Source organism: Mesorhizobium sp. CA15 (genome assembly GCF_020165215.1).
Classification (GTDB): Bacteria; Pseudomonadota; Alphaproteobacteria; order Rhizobiales; family Rhizobiaceae; genus Mesorhizobium.
The window spans coordinates 142,102-159,602 of sequence record NZ_JAIUHQ010000007.1; the positions used below are offsets into that span (position 1 = coordinate 142,102).

Sequence of the window (17,501 nt, forward strand, 5' to 3'; positions counted from 1 at the left end):
TCAGAAACGCTGCGGACTGAAGGGCGTGAGATCGAGGGGCGGAGTCTGCCCGAGAACGAGATCGCGGATCAAGCGGCCGGTCGCCGCGGACTGGGTCAGGCCGAGATGGCCGTGACCAAAAGCGTAATAGACGTTCGGCGCGCGCGACGCGCCGATCACCGGCAGGGAATCCGGCAGCGAAGGGCGAAAACCCATCCACTCGCGGCCGCCCGACGGATCAAGCCCGGGCAGGAAGCGCTTCGCCTTCTCCAGCATGGCCTTCGAGCGAGCGAAATTCGGCGGCCGCTCGATGCCGCCGAGCTCGACGGCGCCGCCGACGCGCAAGCCGGTCTCGAGCGGCGTGATGACGAAGCCATGGCCGGAAAAGATCAGCTGCCGTTTCACGTCGAAGGCCGACACCGGCAGCGTCGTGTTGTAGCCGCGCTCGGTTTCAAGCGGGATGCGGTCCCCAATATCCCTTGCCAGGAGATGAGACCAGGCGCCCGCGGCGATCAGAAGCGTCTTTGCCGCGCGCCTGCTGCCGTCTGCCAGAACGATCGTGGGGCCCTTTGCATCCTCTTCGATGCCCGCGACCCGCGCATGCTCGAAACGGGCGCCGAGCTTTTCCGCATAGGCCCAGATCGATTTGCCGAGCAGCTTCGGGTCGGCGACCGTCTTCCAGCCCGGCACGAAGGTGGCCTTGACGAAGCGCGGCGAAAGACCCGGTTGAAGCGCCGCCATCTCTTCGCCCTCGACATGGCGAAAGCCGATGCCGAAACGCTCGCGTTCGGCCCAGCCGGGCAGCGAGGCGCGGAACTCCGCCTCGCTCTCATAGAATTCCAGCGACCCATCCTCGCGCAGCATCGGCCGCGTGCCGGAGCGGTCGAGCAGCTGCATCCATTCGGCTTCGGAGAGCTTCATCATGCCCGCCTGCGTGGCGAGGCTCGTCTCGTAGTGCTTCGCCGCGCCCGCCCGCCAGAAGCGGATCAGCCAGGGCAGAAGTTTCGGCAGATAAGCCGGTGGGATGGTCAAAGGTCCGAGCGGGTCGGCGAGCCATTTCGGCAATTGCCGGATCATCCCCTTATGCGCCAGCGGCAGCACGTCGGAGAAGGCGAAGGCGGCGGCATTGCCTGAGCTCGTCTCCTCGCAGATGCCGGTGCGGTCAAAGACGGTGACGCTGCACCCCGCTTCCGAGAGCAGGGTCGCAGCGCAGATGCCGATGATGCCGCCGCCGATGATGGCGATGTCTTCCGCTTCTCCCCGCGCACCGGCAGAAGATGCCCCGGTGGCTGAGCGCCGCTCCTGTTCCCAGGATTTGGAATTTCGTTGCACGTCAGGGCTGTCCCTTATTCGGCCGCCACCATCTGCTTCGTCGATCGAGGAGACGTCTGCAGCGGCGGCAGCTTCGGCCGCATCGCCAGCGCATCCCGGACGATCTTTTCGACCGCCTTGCGGCGTTCACCCGACAGCGGCTGGCGCGGCATACGAACGCGGTCATTGGTACCGATCGCCAGCACTTCGGCAAGCTTGATGTTTTGGACCAGATAGGTCGAGACATCGAGGTCGAGCAAGGGCCGGAACCAGCGGTAGATCGCCAACGCCTCGTCGCGTCGGACCTGCTGCATCAACTGGTAGATCGCGACCGTCTCGCGCGGGAAGGCGGTGACGAGGCCGGCGACCCAGCCGATGGCGCCGACCGACAGCGCCTCGAAGGCAAGGTTGTCGACGCCGGTGAAGAGGTCGTAGCGGTCGGCGAACCGGTTGATGATCTCGGTCGATCGGCGGATGTCGTCGGAGGATTCCTTGATGGCGACGAAACGCTTGTCCGACGCCAACTCCTCCATTAGGTCGACGGTGACGTCGACGCGATAGGCGAGTCGGTTGGAATAGATCATCACCGGCAGGTCGCCTGCTTCGGCGACGGCGCGAAGGGCGGCGACCGTCTCTTGCGGGTCGGTGTGATAGATCGGGCTCGGCACCACCATCAGGCCGTCGGCGCCTTCCTTGGCAGCGCGTTTGGCGATAGCAGCCGCCTCACGCGTGCCGGGCTCGTTGACGGTCAAGAGCACCGGCTTCTTACCGGCAACCTTCTGCGCCGTCTTCAGCACCTCGATCTTCTCATCAGGCGACAGCATCGGCCCCTCGCCGAGCGAGCCGCAGATGATGAGGCCGTCGCAACCGGCCTCCATCTGCAGCCCGTAGCAGCGCTCCATCTCGGCATGGTCGAGACGGTCGTCGGCGGTGAATTTGGTCGTGACGGCGGGGAAAACTCCGGCCCACATGGCTACTTCTCCTCTGATATATCAGTCGTATATCTATTAAGAATTAGCCTGTCAACGCTGAATCACTTATGATATATGAAAAATATATCAGGAGCCCGCCCATTGATCTCCCCGCTGATATCCGTCGAGGCGAACGCGACCTTCGAGCCGGCGGCGACCAAGGCCTATCGCGCGCTTGAGCATATGATCGTCACGCTCGAGCTGGCGCCGTCGGGCTTCGTCACCGAAGGCGCGCTGATCGAGCGGCTGGGCCTCGGACGCACCCCGGTGCGCGAGGCGATCCAGCGGCTCGCCTGGGAAGGGCTTCTCGACATCAGACCTCGGGCCGGCATCGCGGTCGCACCGCTTCACGCCGGCGACTGGCTGCGGGTGCTGGATGCGCGGCGCGGCATCGAGGTGGTGCTCGCCCGCTCGGCCGCCCGCTTCGTCACCCGCGAGGCCGCCGACCTGTTCCATGAAGCGGCCCTGGCCATGCAGAAGGCGGTGATCTCGAGCAATGTGCTTGCCTTCATCCAGGCCGACAAGGCGCTCGACGAAGCGCTGGCCATCGCCGCCGACAACCCCTTCGCGGCGCGTGTGGCAGGCCCCTTGCAGACCCACAGCCGCCGCTTCTGGTATCGCTACAAGGCCGACACCGGCCTCGCCGAATCGGCCGAGCACCACGTGGCGCTGATCCGTTCCATCCTCGACGGCGACGAGGAAGCCGCCGCCAAGGACGCCAAGAAGCTGATAGCGCTGCTGCGCGGTCATGCCGAGGTGGCCGCCACGCGCTGAGCAGGACCAGCGCCTGCTCGAGGCACTTCAGCCACCCGGCTGCCCGACCGCGGTGGCCAGCGTGTCTTCCCACCCCTCGCCGGCGGCCAGGATGCAGCTCTGGCCTTTGACGTCGGTCATCAGGATGGTCCAGGTTCCGCCTGCCGAGACGAATACCTCGAAGATGGCGACTTGTCCGGCCACGCCATAGCCCAGCCGCTTCTCCTCGAATGCCTCCGCCAACCTCGCGACCAGATAGTCATGGCCGCCGCAGATGACTTGCGCCTGCGCCGGAACTGCCGACAGCGCCATCATGGCGCCAACGGCCGCAAGCTTGACCCATCGAAACGAAAATTCGCGTGCCATGGGGCACCTCCTTTGCCGTCGCATTCCGGCAAAGGGAGGCACATTCGGCCGCCTCAGTGTGCCGGAAGGCTCCAGGCCGGATTGGACGTCTTCATCGCGTCACTCCTTCTGGCTTCCGGTCTGTCGTCGGGAGATCAGGACTCCCTGGGATTCGATATGGTGAAGCTCCGCTCCGTAAACAAGCGGCGCTGCGGAGAGCGCCTTGCTTGGCGCCACTTGACGCCGGACCGTGGGAGCCGTTGTGGCGCGCACCCCGGCTCCCCGCCGGTTTCAGGCGCCCGGCATCGCCGCCGTGATCGTCGGGCTGTCCCAGCCCTCGCCGACGGAAAGCACGCAGCTCTGGCCTTTGGTATCGGAGGCGAGCACCGTCCAGCTTCCCTGGTCGGAGACGAATATCTCGAGCACGACGTTCGGATTGATCAGGCCGCGCCCAGCCTCGGTTTCGTGGAACTTGTCGCCAAGCGCCTTGATGATGTCGGCGCGCGCCGCGCATTGCGCCGCCGCGCTCGCCGGCACGGCTCCAACGGTCATCGCCGTCGCCGCCAATATTGCCGCCACAACAAATCGTGTCATCTGACACCTCCTCGCGCCAGACGAGAACCCCGGCTTGAACCGGCGCTGCTTGGTTGCCTGCACGCATGGCAGGAATAAAGCCTAAGGCAGATGGTGGTCTGTTGGTTCCATCACACGGCGATGGAATTATTAGAATATGCGGACGCACGCATGACGCGATGCGCCGGAATTCATGCGCCTGAAGTTGTGCTTCGCCTTCGTCCATAAAAAGAAAGCGCGGCTCGCGCCGCGCCTTCTCAATGTTGGTTTGGACGACCGTTCGGGCTAGTTCATCGTCGGGATGACAAACTCGGCGCCGTCCTTGATACCCGACGGCCAACGCGAGGTGACCGTCTTGGTCTTGGTATAGAAGCGGAACGCGTCCGGACCGTGCTGGTTGAGGTCGCCGAAGGACGACGCCTTCCAGCCGCCGAACGTGTAATAGGCGATCGGAACCGGGATCGGCACGTTGATGCCGACCATGCCGACCTGGACTCTGGACGCGAAATCACGCGCGGCGTCGCCGTCGCGGGTGAAGATGGCGACGCCGTTGCCCATCTCGTGGTCATTGGCGAGCTTGATGGCGTCCTCGTAGCGCGGCGCGCGCACCACCGAGAGCACCGGCCCGAAGATCTCTTCCTTGTAGATGCGCATGTCGGCGGTCACGTTGTCGAACAGGCAGCCGCCCATATAGTAGCCGTTCTCATAGCCCTGCATCTTGAAGCCGCGACCGTCGACGACGAGCTTGGCGCCTTCCTTGACGCCGATATCGACGTAACCCTTGACGCGCTCCAGCGCCTGCGCGGTCACCAGCGGACCGAAATCGGCGGAAGAGTCGGTCGAGGGGCCGACCTTGAGGCTCTCGACGCGCGGCACCAGCTTTTCCATCAGCCGGTTGGCGGTGTCGTTGCCGACCGGGACAGCCACCGAGATCGCCATGCAGCGCTCGCCGGCCGAGCCGTAGCCGGCGCCGATCAGCGCGTCGACCGTCTGGTCCATGTCGGCGTCGGGCATGATGATCATGTGGTTCTTGGCGCCGCCGAAGCACTGCACGCGCTTGCCCGATGCCGTGCCGCGCGAATAGATATAGTGCGCGATCGGCGTCGATCCGACGAAGCCGATGGCCTTGATGTCCGGATCGTCGAGGATGGCATCGACCACTTCCTTGTCGCCGTTGACGACGTTGAGGACACCGGCCGGCAGGCCGGCCTCGATGAACAGTTCGGCGATACGGATCGGCACGCCCGGATCGCGCTCCGACGGCTTCAGGATAAAGGCATTGCCGCAGGCGATGGCCGGCGCGATCTTCCACAGCGGGATCATGGCCGGGAAGTTGAACGGCGTGATGCCGGCGACGACGCCGAGCGGCTGGCGCATCGAATAGACGTCGATGCCGGGGCCGGCGCCGTCGGTGAACTCGCCCTTCATCATGTGCGGCGCGCCGATGCAGACCTCGACCACTTCGAGGCCGCGCTGGATGTCGCCGCGCGCATCGGCAATAGTCTTGCCGTGCTCGCGCGCCAATATGTCGGCCAGCTCGTCATAGTCGCGCTGGACCAGCTCGAGGAACTTCATCAGCACGCGCACGCGGCGCTGCGGGTTGGTGGCCGCCCATTTCGGCTGCGCCGCCTTGGCGTCCTCGACCGCGGCGCGCAGCTCCGCCTGCGAAGCCAAAGCCACCGTGCCGCGCACGGAGCCGTCCATCGGCTGCATCACATCCTGCTTGCGCCCGCTGGTGCCGGCGACACGCTTGCCGCCGATGAAATGACCGTATTCGATCATGCTTTTCTCTCCCTGTTCTGATGATGACGCATTGTCCGCCTTTGCGGCGGCGATGGCAACGCGAGCCAAAACGCAACCGTTGTGCGGAAAATAGACAACGGCGGCAGGCTGTGCATTAATTGCCGCAAATGATGGACTGCTGAAAAGGCCGAAGTTTGCGTTCCTTCACACCCCCCTCTGGCCTGCCGGCCATCTCCCCCGCAAGGGGGGAGATCAGACGTCACGAAGGCTTTCGCCAATCACCAACGATTGAAAAGAAGCGCCATCAGAGAAGCTGCCAATCTCCCCCCTTGCGGGGGAGATGTCCGGCAGGACAGAGGGGGGTGGGCGGGAACGCGGCGCTGCCGGTTAAAACGGACCACTCCCATGAACTGGGATGACGTCCGCATCTTCCTTGCAGTCGCCCGCGCCGGCCAGATTCTCGGTGCGGCCAAGCGCCTGGAGCTCAACCACGCCACCGTCTCGCGCCGCATCGCCGCGCTCGAAGAGGCGCTTCGCACAAAGCTCTTCCGCCGCCTGACCACCGGCAGCGAGCTGACGCCGGCCGGCGAGCGCTTCCTCGACATAGCCGAGCGCATGGAGAGCGACATGATCGCCGCGCGCTCGACCATTGCCGGCGAGGGCGACGACGTTTCGGGCACAGTGCGCATCGGCGCGCCGGACGGATTTGGCGTCGCCTTCCTGGCAAAGCGGCTGGGCGAGCTGACTGCGTTGCACCGCGAGCTCACCATCCAGCTGGTGCCGGTGCCGCGCTCCTTCTCGCTGTCCAGGCGCGAGGCCGATATCGCGATCACCGTCGAGCGGCCGAGCGAAGGGCGGCTGGTGGCGGGCAAGCTGGTCGACTATACGCTCGGTCTGTTCGCATCCCGCGCCTATGCCGAAGCCAACGGCCTGCCGAAGGCGCCGGCCGAGCTCGGCCGGCACACGTTGATCGGCTATGTGCCGGACCTCATCGTCAGCCCCTCGCTCGACTATGCTGCCGAGTTCAGCCCCGAATGGCGCACCAGCTTCGCCATCTCCTCGGCGCTTGGCCAGGCCGAAGCGGTGCGCTCCGGCGCGGGCATCGGCATCCTGCACACGTTCGTCGCCCGTTCGATGCCGGAGCTGGTGCCGGTCGACATCGTCGCGCCCATCCGCCGCGCCTATTGGCTGGTCTATCATGAATCGGTGCGGCCGCTGCGCCGCGTGCAGCTGGTCGCCAACTTCATCACCAAGGCCGTGGAACGCGAGCGCGGCCTTTTTGTCTAGAACACGATCTAGGACCGCTTGCCCAGAACGTTCGCGGGACAGAGATCTGACCGGTGTTCGCGTTGACAGATGGTATGCCTTGGAGATTGGCCGAAACGGTCCGGCCTCGTCATCCACGGGCGGAGCAAGGAGCGAAGCGACGCGCGCAGACCCGAGGATCCATTCCGTGTCGCATGAGCGCTGCCGCGGTGCAGAATTCTGCTCAGCTGCACTCTTTGATCAGAATCACGGAATGGATTCCAGGGTCTCCGCGACGCCGCTCCGCGGCTGCTCCGCCCTGGAATGACGAGGTTGAGAGGCTTCAGCCAATTCCCAACGTCTGCGCTGATTCACCGAAATGGACGGTGAAAATCTTGCCGCTGACAAGCCCGCAACGCTTCAAATGCCTGCATTGAGGAATTAATCCGCGTCGAGCACGAACGAGCTCACGATCTTATTGGCCTCGTCCGCAAGCGGCGCCCATTTGCGCTCTACCTCTTCGGAGTTGTCGCCCGCGACCCCGCAATCGACGAAGCCGTAATGCGAGCTGCGCAGCGTCAGCGCGATGCGGGAATGGCCGTAGAAGCTGACATTCTCGTCGGCATAGTGGAAATCCATCTCGGCCATGCGCACCGGATAGCCGTCCGGAAAATGCGCCAACCTGTCCTGGCGGAAGGCGGCCGACTGATAGGCGACGCCGACCATGGTCTGCCAGTTGCTCACCTTCCAGTCTTGCTCCATGAACGCCCTGACATCGGGCGGATTGTCGGGAGCGGTCGGATCATAGGCATTTTCCGACACGCGGCAGGTGAGCCCTCCTTCGCCGGATTTGATCTTGAGCCGAATGGTGTTGTCAAAGGCGGTTTCGCTCGCCCATTGCTCGGGATAGGTCAGCGAAAAGCCGTGCTCCTTGTCGTGAACGGTTTTGTCCGCTGCCAGCGCCGCCGGGGCGCAGGTCAGACAGGCGGCCGCCGCAAAAAGAAAAAGACGCATCCGAAGTCCCCTCGCTGCGGCCGACTTTATCACAGGCAGTTGGTCGCCGCCGCCTTGCCAGCGCCAGGCTCTACCGGCTGCTGTTCAGCGGCAGCTGGGTCATGGAGGCGTTCTGAGCCGAGCCCGCCGAAGCAACTGCAAAGCCCCTCAGATAGGTTTGAGATACCGCTCCGGGCTGAGGTCGCGCGCGTTGATCTCCGGCACCCGGTTGGACATGATGTCGGCCAGCACCTTGGCCGAGCCGCAGGCCATGGTCCAGCCGAGCGTGCCGTGGCCGGTGTTGAGATAGAGGTTGGCAACCTCGCTTTGCCCGATCAAGGGCGGTCCGTCCGGCGTCATCGGCCGCAAGCCGCACCAGAAGCTCGCCGCCTTGAGGTCGCCGCCGCCGGGGAAGAGATCGCCGACCGAGTGTTCGAGCGTGCGGCGGCGCGATTCCTGCAGGCGAAGGTCATAGCCCGAAATCTCCGCCGTGCCGCCGACCCGGATGCGGTCGCCGAGCCGGGTGATCGCCACCTTGTAGGTCTCGTCCATGACGGTCGACACAGGCGCGGCCTCGACATTGTCGATCGGCACGGTGATCGAATAGCCCTTGACCGGATAGACCGGTATGGGCCGCCCCAGCGAGCGCATGAACTGCGCCGAATAGCTGCCCATCGCCATCACGAAGGCGTCCGCGGATTTCCATCCGCCCTCCGTGAGGACGTTGGTGAGGCGATTGCGGTTCCTGACGATGCGCCGGATGGTCGAGCCATATTCGAAGGTCACGCCGCGCGCCACGCAAAGTTCCGCGAGCTTGTCGGTGAACATCTTGCAGTCGCCGGTCTCGTCGCCCGGAAGTCTAAGGCCGCCGACGAATTTCTCACGCACCGCCGCAAGCGCCGGCTCGGCGGCGATACAGCCGTCGCGGTCGAGGATCTCGTAAGGCACACCGTATTTCTTCAGTACCTCGACGTCGCCGCCGGTGCCGTCGAGCTGCTTTTGCTTGCGGAACAGCTGCAGCGTGCCTTTGGTCCGTTCGTCGTAAGTGATGCCGGTCGCCTCGCGCAGCGCCTTCAGCGTGTCGCGGCTGTATTCGGCAAGCGGCACCATGCGCGACTTGTTGAGCGCGTAGCGCTCGGCCGTGCAGTTGCGCAGCATCTTGAGGAGCCAGGTCCACATATTCGGGTCGAAGGCCGGCCGCACGACCAGCGGACCATACTTCATCAACAGCCATTTGACGGCTTTGACCGGGATACCGGGCCCGGCCCAAGGGGAGGCATAGCCCGGCGATACTTCGCCGGCATTGGCGAAGCTGGTTTCGAGCGCCGGCCCCGGCTGGCGATCGTAGACGGTCACTTCATGACCGGCCTCGGCGAGGAAGTAGGCGGTGGTGACCCCGATCACGCCGCCGCCCAGCACGATGACTTTCATTCAAGGCTCCCTCAAAGGCCGATCATGCCGCCCAAGGCATGGCCATTCCCTGTCTGCCGGATTTTGCAGCACCCGCCAAGTGCTGCGTTATCCGCCGATGTAACGGCGGTGAAAGCGCGTACCCAGGCTGGTCAATATCTCGTAGCCGATGGTGCCGGCATGGCCGGCCGCGTCGTCGACGCTTTGCGAGGGACCGATGAGCTCGACGAGGTCGCCTTCGCCGAGCCTACCTGCCGGAAGCGCCGAAGTATCGAGGATAATCGAGTCCATCGACACGCGCCCGACGAAGGGCAGTCGCACGCCCTCGAACCAGGCAGCCGAAGCGGCGCGACGGTGCCAGCCGTCGCCGTAGCCCAGCGAAATGGTCGCGAGATCGAGCAGCCCGTCCGCATGGCGGGTATGGCCGTAGCCGATACCGGCGCCGGCGTCGACCTGCCGCGTCTGCGCCACCTTGGCTTGCAGCCGTATGACCGGCAGCATCGGATTGGGTGCGTGTGGTGTCGGGTTGACGCCGTAAAGCGCGGCTCCCGGGCGGGCAAGATCATAGTGATAGGCCGGTCCGAGAAAGATGCCGGACGAGTTGGCCAAGGAGGCGGGCGCCGCGGGCAGCATCCTGCGCAGCCTTTCGAATTCGTGCCGCTGCCTCTCGTTCGCCGCCTGTTGCGGCTCGTCGGCGCGAGCGAGATGGCTCATGACGAAACGAATGTCGACGCCATCGAAGGCGCCGGTCTCCCCCGCGACCGCCTCGACTTCCGCCGGCGCCATGCCGAGCCTTGCCATGCCGCTGTCGACCTGGATGGCGGCGGCAAGGCTTTGGCCCATGCCTCGCGCGGTCTCGCGCCAGGCCTTCAGTTGCATGGCGCTGTTGATGACCGGCCAAAGCCCGGCCGCCGCGGCTTCCCGTTCAGAACCCGGAGGCAGCCCGTTCAGCACGAAGATGTCCGGCCCCGGGCCGATCGCCTTGCGCAGCGCGATGCCTTCGCCGAGCAGCGCGACGAAGAAGATGTCGCAGCCCTCTTTCGCCAGCGCCGAGGCCACTTGCGCGGCGCCAAGTCCGTAGCCGTCGGCCTTGAGCACGCCGGCGCAGCGGACGCCGCTCAGCCGCGCCTTCAGCCGGCGGTAGTTTTCCCGGATGGCCCCGAGGTCGATCGTCAGGATCGCGCCGGCGGCCGCCTCGCTCACGGTCGAACCACTGCTTGCATCATGTTCCGGAAACCCGCGTCCGGTGTCGTCGCTCATGGCGACCCCCGCTCATTGCATCGGCAATCAATACGGCCATGGGGCGGCCGCGACAACCGGGACAGATGGCGGCCGCTCAAGGGACGAGATGCTGGAACGCCGCCACCACCTGCTCATAGACCTTGCGCTTGAACGGCACGATCAGGTCGGGCAGCTCCCGCATCGGCCGCCAGGCCCATTCATCGAACTCGGCCTTATGGCCACCGGGAGGCGGATTGATCTCGATCTCGCCTTCGTCGCCATCGAAGCGGTAGGCGAACCATTTCTGCGTCTGGCCGCGATAGCGGCCCTTGAAGGCGACGCCGACCAGATGCTCCGGCAGGTCGTAATTGATCCAGCGCGGCGCCTCGGCCAGCAGCGACACGCTGCGCATGCCGGTCTCCTCGTAGAGCTCGCGCCCGGCGGCCTCGATCGGCTCTTCGCCGTTGTCGATGCCGCCTTGCGGCATCTGCCAAAGCTGCGTCGTGCCGGCAAACTCGCTGTCCGGTTCGGCGATGCGGTGCCCAACCCAGACCAGACCTGCTTTGTTGAGGATCATCAGCCCGACGCACGGACGGTAAGGCAGCGTTTCGGGATCGATCGTCTTGGCCATATGTCAGCGTTCCAGCTGTCTTTGAGAATGGAGTTCGGCGAGGCGGGTAGGGTTAGCCTTTTTGCGGATCGATCGCCACAGCCGAGATCGGCACGATCTCGATGCCGCGCTTCTTCGCTTCGGCAATCCACGACGTCACCGTGTCGACGGTGATATCGAAGGCCGAACCGACGCCGACGGCGCTGCCCTTGGCCCGCGCCGTGGCTTCGAGGCTGTCCAGCTTCTTGAGGATTTCGCCGCGATCCTGGACGGCATCGATCGCCATGTCGCCGGCGACGAATGGCACGCCGTCCTTCAACGCCAGGTCAGGCGCCACACTGCGCGATGACGAGCCGTCATCGATGTAGGCAAGCCCCCGCTTACCGAGCTCGGCCATGAACGGTTCCATCGCCGCGGCGTCGGCCGAGAAGCGGGCGCCCATATAGTTCATGACCCCGGTATAGTTGGTCGTGCGCGACAGGGCCCAGTGCAGGCTCTTCAAATTCTCGTCCGGGCTGGCCGCGACAGTCAGCGTGTTGCGGCCGGGATTGACGTTGGGATAATCGAACGGCTCGAGCGGCACCTGCATGACGATCTCATGCCCGCTTTGCCTTGCCGTCTGCATCCAGCGGCCGATACTGTTGCCTTGCGGCGCGAAGGCCAACGTCACTTCGGCCGGCAGCTTGGCGATCGCCGCCTGCGTGCCGGTCTGCGAGACGGCGAGCCCGCCAATGACGATCGCCACCCGTGCCCCGCGCGCGCCCGACCAAGGCCGCGCATAAACGTCGAACGGCCGCCGGCCGTCGGCGCTGCGGATCGGCAGCGGTCCGGTGTCGGTGGCCTCGATCAGCGCCCTGTCCGGGATATGGGCGACCTTGAGGTTCTGGCCGAGCGTCGACGGATCGCGAATCACGATAGCGGCCTTCGGCGGGCCGTCGCCTTCTTCGGTCTGGACGTGGATGATCTGCGGGCCGCCGCTCTTCATCGGCGTGCTGGCCTGTGGCGCCGCCGCCATCGGAGCCGGGGCGGGCGCCGCTGTCGCCGCAGGAGCAGCCTCGGCGGTGATCTTCGGCGTCGAAACGGCGACTTCTTCCGGCTTGCGGAACGGCCTTTCACGCAGCGCAATGGCGCCGGAAACACCGATCACGCCAAGCACGGCCAGCACCGCGATGAGCGAGCCGGAGCCGATGCCGCGCGAGGCCTTGCGCTGAGGCCGGATGGTCTGTCCGAGCGGGCGTTCGATGTCCTTGCCGATCTCAGCCAAGTCGTGTTTCCCCGGAAGCACGCCAGGGTCACGTTTTTCGTGACATCTCGCGTGAACTTCGCAATCGCCGGCGCGATACCCAGACGCGTGGCGCCCCGACCGCGGTCCCCGAATCAAACTGCCGGAACCTCGCGGCCCCGGCAGCATTGCATTGCTTCTCGCAGCCGGCCAGAGCCGGACCGCATTACTGGTTCAGCACGGCCTTGTCCGGGTTCGGCGGGAACGACGGATCGGTCTTTTCGCCGCGCAGCAGCTGCTCGGCATAGATCAGCTGCAGGTCGTTCTTCGGGTCCGGTGGCACATAGGCGGCCGAGCCCGAGCCGGTGGAGCTCTCGTCGGCGCCCTTGATGTGGCCCTTGAGGTCGGACTCGCCGCGGGTCAGGTCGCGGCCCTGCAGATCCGGCGGCAACGGCTGGTCGACCTTGATGTCTGGCGTGATGCCCTTGCCCTGGATCGACTTGCCCGACGGCGTGTAATAGAGCGCCGTCGTCAGCCTGAGCGCGCCGTTCTCGCCGAGCGGGATGATGGTCTGCACCGAGCCCTTGCCGAAGGACTGCGTGCCGACCACCGTGACGCGGCGCAGATCCTGCAGCGCGCCGGCGACGATTTCCGAGGCGCTCGCCGAGCCGCCATTGACCAGCACGATCATCGGCTTGCCGTTGATGTCGTCGACCTGCTTCGGCTTGGCGTCGAAGCGGGTGACGTCCTTCGGATCGCGGCCGCGCGTCGAGACGATCTCGCCGCGCTTGAGGAAGGCGTCCGACACGCTGACCGCCTGGTCGAGCAGGCCGCCCGGATTGAGGCGCAGGTCGAGCACATAGCCCTTCAGCTTGTCGTTCGGCACCTGTTTCTTGATGTTCTCAATGGCGTTCTCGAGATCGTCATAGGTCTTCTCGGTGAAGGAGGTGATCTTCATGTAGCCGATGTCGTTCTCGACCCGGTACTTCACCGCCTTGACCTTGATGATGTCGCGCACCACCGTCAGCTCGATCGGCTTGTCGGCGCCCTGGCGCAGGATGGTGAGCTTGATCGGCGTGTTGACTGGCCCGCGCATCTTCTCGACCGCGTCGTTGAGGGTCAGGCCGCGAACCTCCTCGCCGTCGATCTTGGCGATGTAGTCGCCGGAAAGCACGCCCGCCTTGGCGGCCGGCGTGTCGTCGATCGGCGTGATCACCTTGACGAGGTCGTTCTCCATGGTGACCTCGATGCCGAGGCCGCCGAACTCGCCCTTTGTCTGCACGCGCATGTCCTGCGCCTGCTCGGCATTCATGTAGGAGGAGTGCGGGTCGAGCGAGGACAGCATGCCGTTGATGGCGTTCTCGACCAGCGATTTGTCGTCCGGCGGCGTCACGTAATTGGCGCGCACGCGTTCGAAGATGTCGCCGAAGATCGCCAGCTGCTTGTAGGTTTCCGAACCCGCAGCATTCGCCGCCGAACCCGGTGCGCCGTAGACCAGGCTCATTGCCGATGCGCCCATCAGCGCGCCGGCAAACAGAAGCGACAGTTTCCGCATCATTTCACGTCCTTCCAGAAAATCGGTCCGCCCACCATGGGGCCGGATCGACGGGTTTTCCATCCTTGCGGAACTCAACATAGAGTTCCAGCGCCGCATTTCCATTTCGCGAGGCCGAGGTGCTTGCCACCCGGGCCTCTCCCATCGCGCCGATCGGCTCTCCTGCGAGCACCGACTGTCCGGTCGCGACGCTGATTCTGCTCATCCCCGCCAGAACGACATGATACCCGTCGCCTGCGTTGAGGATCAAGAGTTGACCATAGGAGCGAAACGGCCCCGCATAAAGCACGTTTCCATCCGCCGGCGCGGTGACGATGGCTCCCGATTGTGTCGCAACCATGTCGCCTTGCATCGCCGCGCCATTGCCGTCGTCGGCGCCGAAACGCAGCTTGATCTTGCCGATGACCGGCAGCGCGATCTGGCCTTGCAATGCCGAGAACGGCGCCGATCCCGTGAGACGGTTCGCTTCCGGCACCGGCAGCGCAGCGAGCTCGGTGGTCGAGGCCGTGGTGTCGTTGTCCGCCGATTTGCGCTCGCCCGCCTTGGCCTGGTCCTGCGCCTTGCGCGCCTTGTCGGCTTCCAGCGAGGCGATCAGGTCCTTGAGGCTGCTCGCCTTCGCCGCCAGCTGCTGCGAATGCTGCTGCTCTGCCGCCATCGCGGCCTGGGTGTCGGCCTGCAGCTTCTTCTTGGCCTCGAGCAGCATGGTGAGTCGCTTCTTCTCCGCCGTCTGGTCCGTGACGGCGGCGGTCAACCTGGCCCGCTCGGCCTCGATCGAGGCCGTCACCCGCGTCTGCTCCTTGAGATCGGCCATCAGCCGATCGGTCTGCTGGCGCAGTTCCGGCACCACCGCGCCGAGCAGGATGGCGCTGCGCACCGACGACAGCGCATCCTCGGGCTTGACCAGGATCGCCGGCGGCGGATTGAGCCCCATGCGCTGCAATGCGCCGAGCACTTCGGCCAGCACGTCGCGCCGCGCCATGAGCGAGGCGCGCAGCTTATTTTGTTCGGCCTTCAGCCCTTCGAGCTTGGCGCCGATGTCCTCGATGTCCTGACCGAGCTTCTGCTCCGTCATCGCCGACTGGATGAGCGCCGCGGTGATCGAAGCATAGTCCTTACGCACCGAAGCGATGTCGGCGGCGAGCTTGCCCAGGCGCTCCGACGAGAGCGTGATCTCCTTGGAAACCTGCTCGTATTCGGCCCGGCTCTGATCCGGGTCGGGCGCAAGGTCGAGCGAATTTTCGGCCGCCTGGACCGGACCGAGCGCGACCAGGGCGGCGACAAGGGTCAAGCCGCAGCGGACGCGCCAGGCGCGCGTAATCGGGTACCAGCCTTCAGACATCAGGCCTCTAACCTATCCGCCGCTTCGTTAACGAACCATCAACCATGTTGAAAGCGCCGCTCAGAGCAATTCCAGGAAAAGTGCGTAACGGTTTTCCGTCCGGGATTGCGTAAAACAGAATACCCCGTTGCCGCGCGATTGAGGCAGAAATCCTGGCGTGGGCCGGCAATCCCCAGCTTCTTGGCCGTCGAGCAATTCACGAACGATGATAGGGGTGACCCGCCAGGATCGTCGCTATCCGGTAAAGCTGCTCGCCCAGCATGACGCGCACCAGCTGGTGCGGCCAGGTCAGCGCGCCGAAGGACAGCACAAGGTCAGCCTGCTCGCGCAAGGATCTGTCATGGCCGTCGGCACCGCCGATGGCGACGACCAGCGCCTTGCGGCCGCCGTCCCGCAACTGGCCGATGCGGGCGGCCAGATCCTCCGAGGAGAGCGTCTTGCCGCGTTCGTCGAGCAGGATGAGAACAGCGCCCAACTGCAACTGCGCCTGCAGCTTCTGGGCTTCCTCGCGGCGGCGCTCGTCGGCGCTCTGTCCGCGGCTCTCGGGGATTTCGACAATGCCGGCAAACTCCAGCCCGACCGCGGGCCCGCTCTTGGCGAAGCGCTCGAAATAGCGGTCGGCGAGTTCTCTCTCGGGGCCGGTCTTCATCCGGCCCACGGCATGAACGGTGATCTTCATCCTCGCCCCGGCGAGCTTGTCCTAACGCGCACCGTGACGGTTCACGGCACGCGGATCAGGCTCAGTGCAAGGTTTCTTCCTCGAGATCCGGCGCCTGCCACATCTTTTCGAGATTGTAGAATTCGCGGACTTCGGGTCGGAAGACGTGGACGATGATGTCGCCCGAATCGATCAGGACCCAGTCGGCGCTGGCCAGCCCCTCGACGCGCGCATTGCCGAGGCCGGCATCCTTCAGCGCCTTGAGGAGATGATCGGCGACAGCCGAGACATGACGGTGCGATCGGCCCGAGGCGATGACCATATAGTCGCCGAGGCTCGATTTTCCCTGGATGTCGATTGAGACGATGTTTTCGGCCTTGGAGTCTTCCAGACTGGCAAGGACTGTGTCGATGGCGAGGGACGCGGCGTCGTTTCCGCTGATCCCTGCCGGCGAAGGCATGATGTCAGCCTTCTTCCGCAGTGCTGTTCTCAGTGTGTTTCCTTTCCCAACAAGAACAACCAAATCACCAGGTAAATCAGGTGACACCACTTAGATAGGCAGAGTTCCGTTGCAGTTTCAAGACGGGCGCCTTCGAAGCGTGATCTCCGCGCGATGTTGAGGAGGCGCTCCGCCAAGCCGCAAAAGGCGGGAACCGATGCCAGACGCACGGGTTATCGGCGCATTGACCAACGGGATACCCGCCATGCCCACCGACCCGCAAAGCGCCCTCATCACCATCCAGGCCGGGCTTGCGCAGCTGAGCACGCTGATCGTCTCCTATTCCTTCTCGGCCGTCGGCGCCGTCATCCTCCTGGTTGTCGGGTATCTCGTGGCCGGGCTTGCCGAGCGCTCGATCTATGCCGGCCTTGGCCACATCCATGGCTTCGATGAGACCTTGCGGCATTTCTTCTCGCAGGTCGTGCGTTACGCCATCCTGATCCTTGTCGTCATCATGGTGCTCGGCCAATTCGGCGTGCAGACCGCCTCCATCATTGCGGCAATAGGCGCTGCCGGCCTGGCCATCGGGCTGGCGCTGCAAGGCACGCTGCAGAACATCGCCGCCGGCATCATGCTTCTGGCGCTCAGGCCCTTCCGCATCGGCGAATATGTCGAGGTCGGCGCGATTGCCGGCACCATCGAGGAGATCGGTCTCTTCGCCACCAAGCTGCGCTCCGTCGACGGTGTCTATGTGATGGCGCCCAATTCGACGCTGTGGAACCAGCCGGTGCGCAATTTCACCCGCAACGGCGTGCGGCGCACCGACGTCACCTTGAGCATCGGCTCGTGGAACGACATCGACCGCGCGCAAAAGACGCTGCTTGCCATCGCCGCCGCCGAAAAGCGCATCCGGCGCGAACCGGCGCCAATCGCCTTCGTGGCCAGTCTCGGCGACACCACCGTTTCACTCACCTTGCGCTACTGGACGTCGGCCGCCGACTATTTCTCGACCCAGATCGACATGACCAAGCGCGCCAAGCAGGCTTTCGATACCGAGGGCATCTCGATCCCGCTGCCGCCTCCGGAAATGCCGGCGCCGGAGGCGCGCAAGCAATAGTCTCACCGGTTCTTCAG

Annotated in this window: 17 protein-coding genes; 3 read left to right on the forward strand and 14 right to left on the reverse strand. The window is 65.0% G+C overall.

Features of this window, described 5'->3' with window-relative positions:
- Positions 1–1,311 carry an NAD(P)/FAD-dependent oxidoreductase gene (locus LB515_RS14575; RefSeq protein WP_224708120.1) on the reverse strand — a complete coding sequence of 437 codons (1,311 nt, stop codon included), beginning with the start codon at positions 1,309–1,311 and terminating at the stop codon, positions 1–3.
- A gap of 14 nt (positions 1,312–1,325) precedes the next feature.
- On the reverse strand, positions 1,326–2,261 hold the full coding sequence (locus LB515_RS14580; protein ID WP_224708121.1) for a dihydrodipicolinate synthase family protein: 936 nt from the start codon (positions 2,259–2,261) through the stop codon (positions 1,326–1,328).
- Between the two features lie 75 nt (positions 2,262–2,336).
- Between LB515_RS14580 and LB515_RS14585 the strand changes: the two genes are divergently transcribed.
- Positions 2,337–3,035 carry a GntR family transcriptional regulator gene (locus LB515_RS14585; protein ID WP_411969140.1) on the forward strand — a complete coding sequence of 233 codons (699 nt, stop codon included), beginning with the start codon at positions 2,337–2,339 and terminating at the stop codon, positions 3,033–3,035.
- A gap of 27 nt (positions 3,036–3,062) precedes the next feature.
- On the opposite strand, the gene LB515_RS14590 is transcribed toward LB515_RS14585, so the two are convergent.
- From LB515_RS14590 to LB515_RS14600, 3 genes are all read right to left on the reverse strand, one after another.
- Positions 3,063–3,380, reverse strand: a complete 318-nt coding sequence (locus LB515_RS14590) for a hypothetical protein (RefSeq protein ID WP_224637116.1) — start codon at positions 3,378–3,380, stop codon at positions 3,063–3,065.
- 270 nt (positions 3,381–3,650) lie between these two features.
- Positions 3,651–3,953 (reverse strand): hypothetical protein, encoded by a 303-nt coding sequence (locus tag LB515_RS14595; protein ID WP_095767226.1) that lies wholly within the window; start codon positions 3,951–3,953, stop codon positions 3,651–3,653.
- Positions 3,954–4,217: 264 nt separating this feature from the next.
- Complete coding sequence (locus LB515_RS14600; RefSeq protein WP_224708122.1) at positions 4,218–5,714, reverse strand: CoA-acylating methylmalonate-semialdehyde dehydrogenase; 1,497 nt, start codon at positions 5,712–5,714, stop codon at positions 4,218–4,220.
- 366 nt (positions 5,715–6,080) lie between these two features.
- Between LB515_RS14600 and LB515_RS14605 the strand changes: the two genes are divergently transcribed.
- Positions 6,081–6,962, forward strand: coding sequence for a LysR family transcriptional regulator (locus LB515_RS14605; RefSeq protein ID WP_095767223.1), 882 nt, complete (start codon positions 6,081–6,083; stop codon positions 6,960–6,962).
- A 399-nt stretch (positions 6,963–7,361) separates the two neighbouring features.
- On the opposite strand, the gene LB515_RS14610 is transcribed toward LB515_RS14605, so the two are convergent.
- The 9 genes from LB515_RS14610 to rsfS all read right to left on the reverse strand — a co-directional run bounded on the left by LB515_RS14610 (position 7,362) and on the right by rsfS (position 16,388).
- Positions 7,362–7,934: a hypothetical protein gene (locus LB515_RS14610; protein WP_224708123.1), complete on the reverse strand. Its 573-nt coding sequence runs from the start codon at positions 7,932–7,934 to the stop codon at positions 7,362–7,364.
- Positions 7,935–8,081: 147 nt separating this feature from the next.
- On the reverse strand, positions 8,082–9,344 hold the full coding sequence (locus LB515_RS14615) for a D-amino acid dehydrogenase (RefSeq protein ID WP_095767221.1): 1,263 nt from the start codon (positions 9,342–9,344) through the stop codon (positions 8,082–8,084).
- 87 nt (positions 9,345–9,431) lie between these two features.
- Positions 9,432–10,583, reverse strand: a complete 1,152-nt coding sequence (alr, locus tag LB515_RS14620; protein ID WP_224708124.1) for an alanine racemase — start codon at positions 10,581–10,583, stop codon at positions 9,432–9,434.
- A 76-nt stretch (positions 10,584–10,659) separates the two neighbouring features.
- A complete protein-coding gene (locus tag LB515_RS14625; protein ID WP_224708125.1) occupies positions 10,660–11,175 on the reverse strand; it encodes an RNA pyrophosphohydrolase in 516 nt (171 codons plus the stop codon).
- A gap of 52 nt (positions 11,176–11,227) precedes the next feature.
- Positions 11,228–12,418 (reverse strand): divergent polysaccharide deacetylase family protein, encoded by a 1,191-nt coding sequence (locus tag LB515_RS14630; RefSeq protein ID WP_224708126.1) that lies wholly within the window; start codon positions 12,416–12,418, stop codon positions 11,228–11,230.
- Positions 12,419–12,602: 184 nt separating this feature from the next.
- A complete protein-coding gene (locus LB515_RS14635) occupies positions 12,603–13,934 on the reverse strand; it encodes a S41 family peptidase (protein WP_176477009.1) in 1,332 nt (443 codons plus the stop codon).
- Position 13,935: 1 nt separating this feature from the next.
- Complete coding sequence (locus LB515_RS14640; RefSeq protein WP_224708127.1) at positions 13,936–15,270, reverse strand: murein hydrolase activator EnvC family protein; 1,335 nt, start codon at positions 15,268–15,270, stop codon at positions 13,936–13,938.
- Positions 15,271–15,466: 196 nt separating this feature from the next.
- Positions 15,467–15,949: a 23S rRNA (pseudouridine(1915)-N(3))-methyltransferase RlmH gene (gene rlmH / locus LB515_RS14645; RefSeq protein ID WP_224708128.1), complete on the reverse strand. Its 483-nt coding sequence runs from the start codon at positions 15,947–15,949 to the stop codon at positions 15,467–15,469.
- Between the two features lie 61 nt (positions 15,950–16,010).
- Complete coding sequence (gene rsfS / locus LB515_RS14650) at positions 16,011–16,388, reverse strand: ribosome silencing factor (protein ID WP_095767215.1); 378 nt, start codon at positions 16,386–16,388, stop codon at positions 16,011–16,013.
- Between the two features lie 244 nt (positions 16,389–16,632).
- On the opposite strand from rsfS, the gene LB515_RS14655 reads away from it, so the two are divergent.
- Positions 16,633–17,484: a mechanosensitive ion channel family protein gene (locus tag LB515_RS14655; protein WP_095767214.1), complete on the forward strand. Its 852-nt coding sequence runs from the start codon at positions 16,633–16,635 to the stop codon at positions 17,482–17,484.
- The last annotated feature ends 17 nt before the right edge of the window (positions 17,485–17,501 follow it).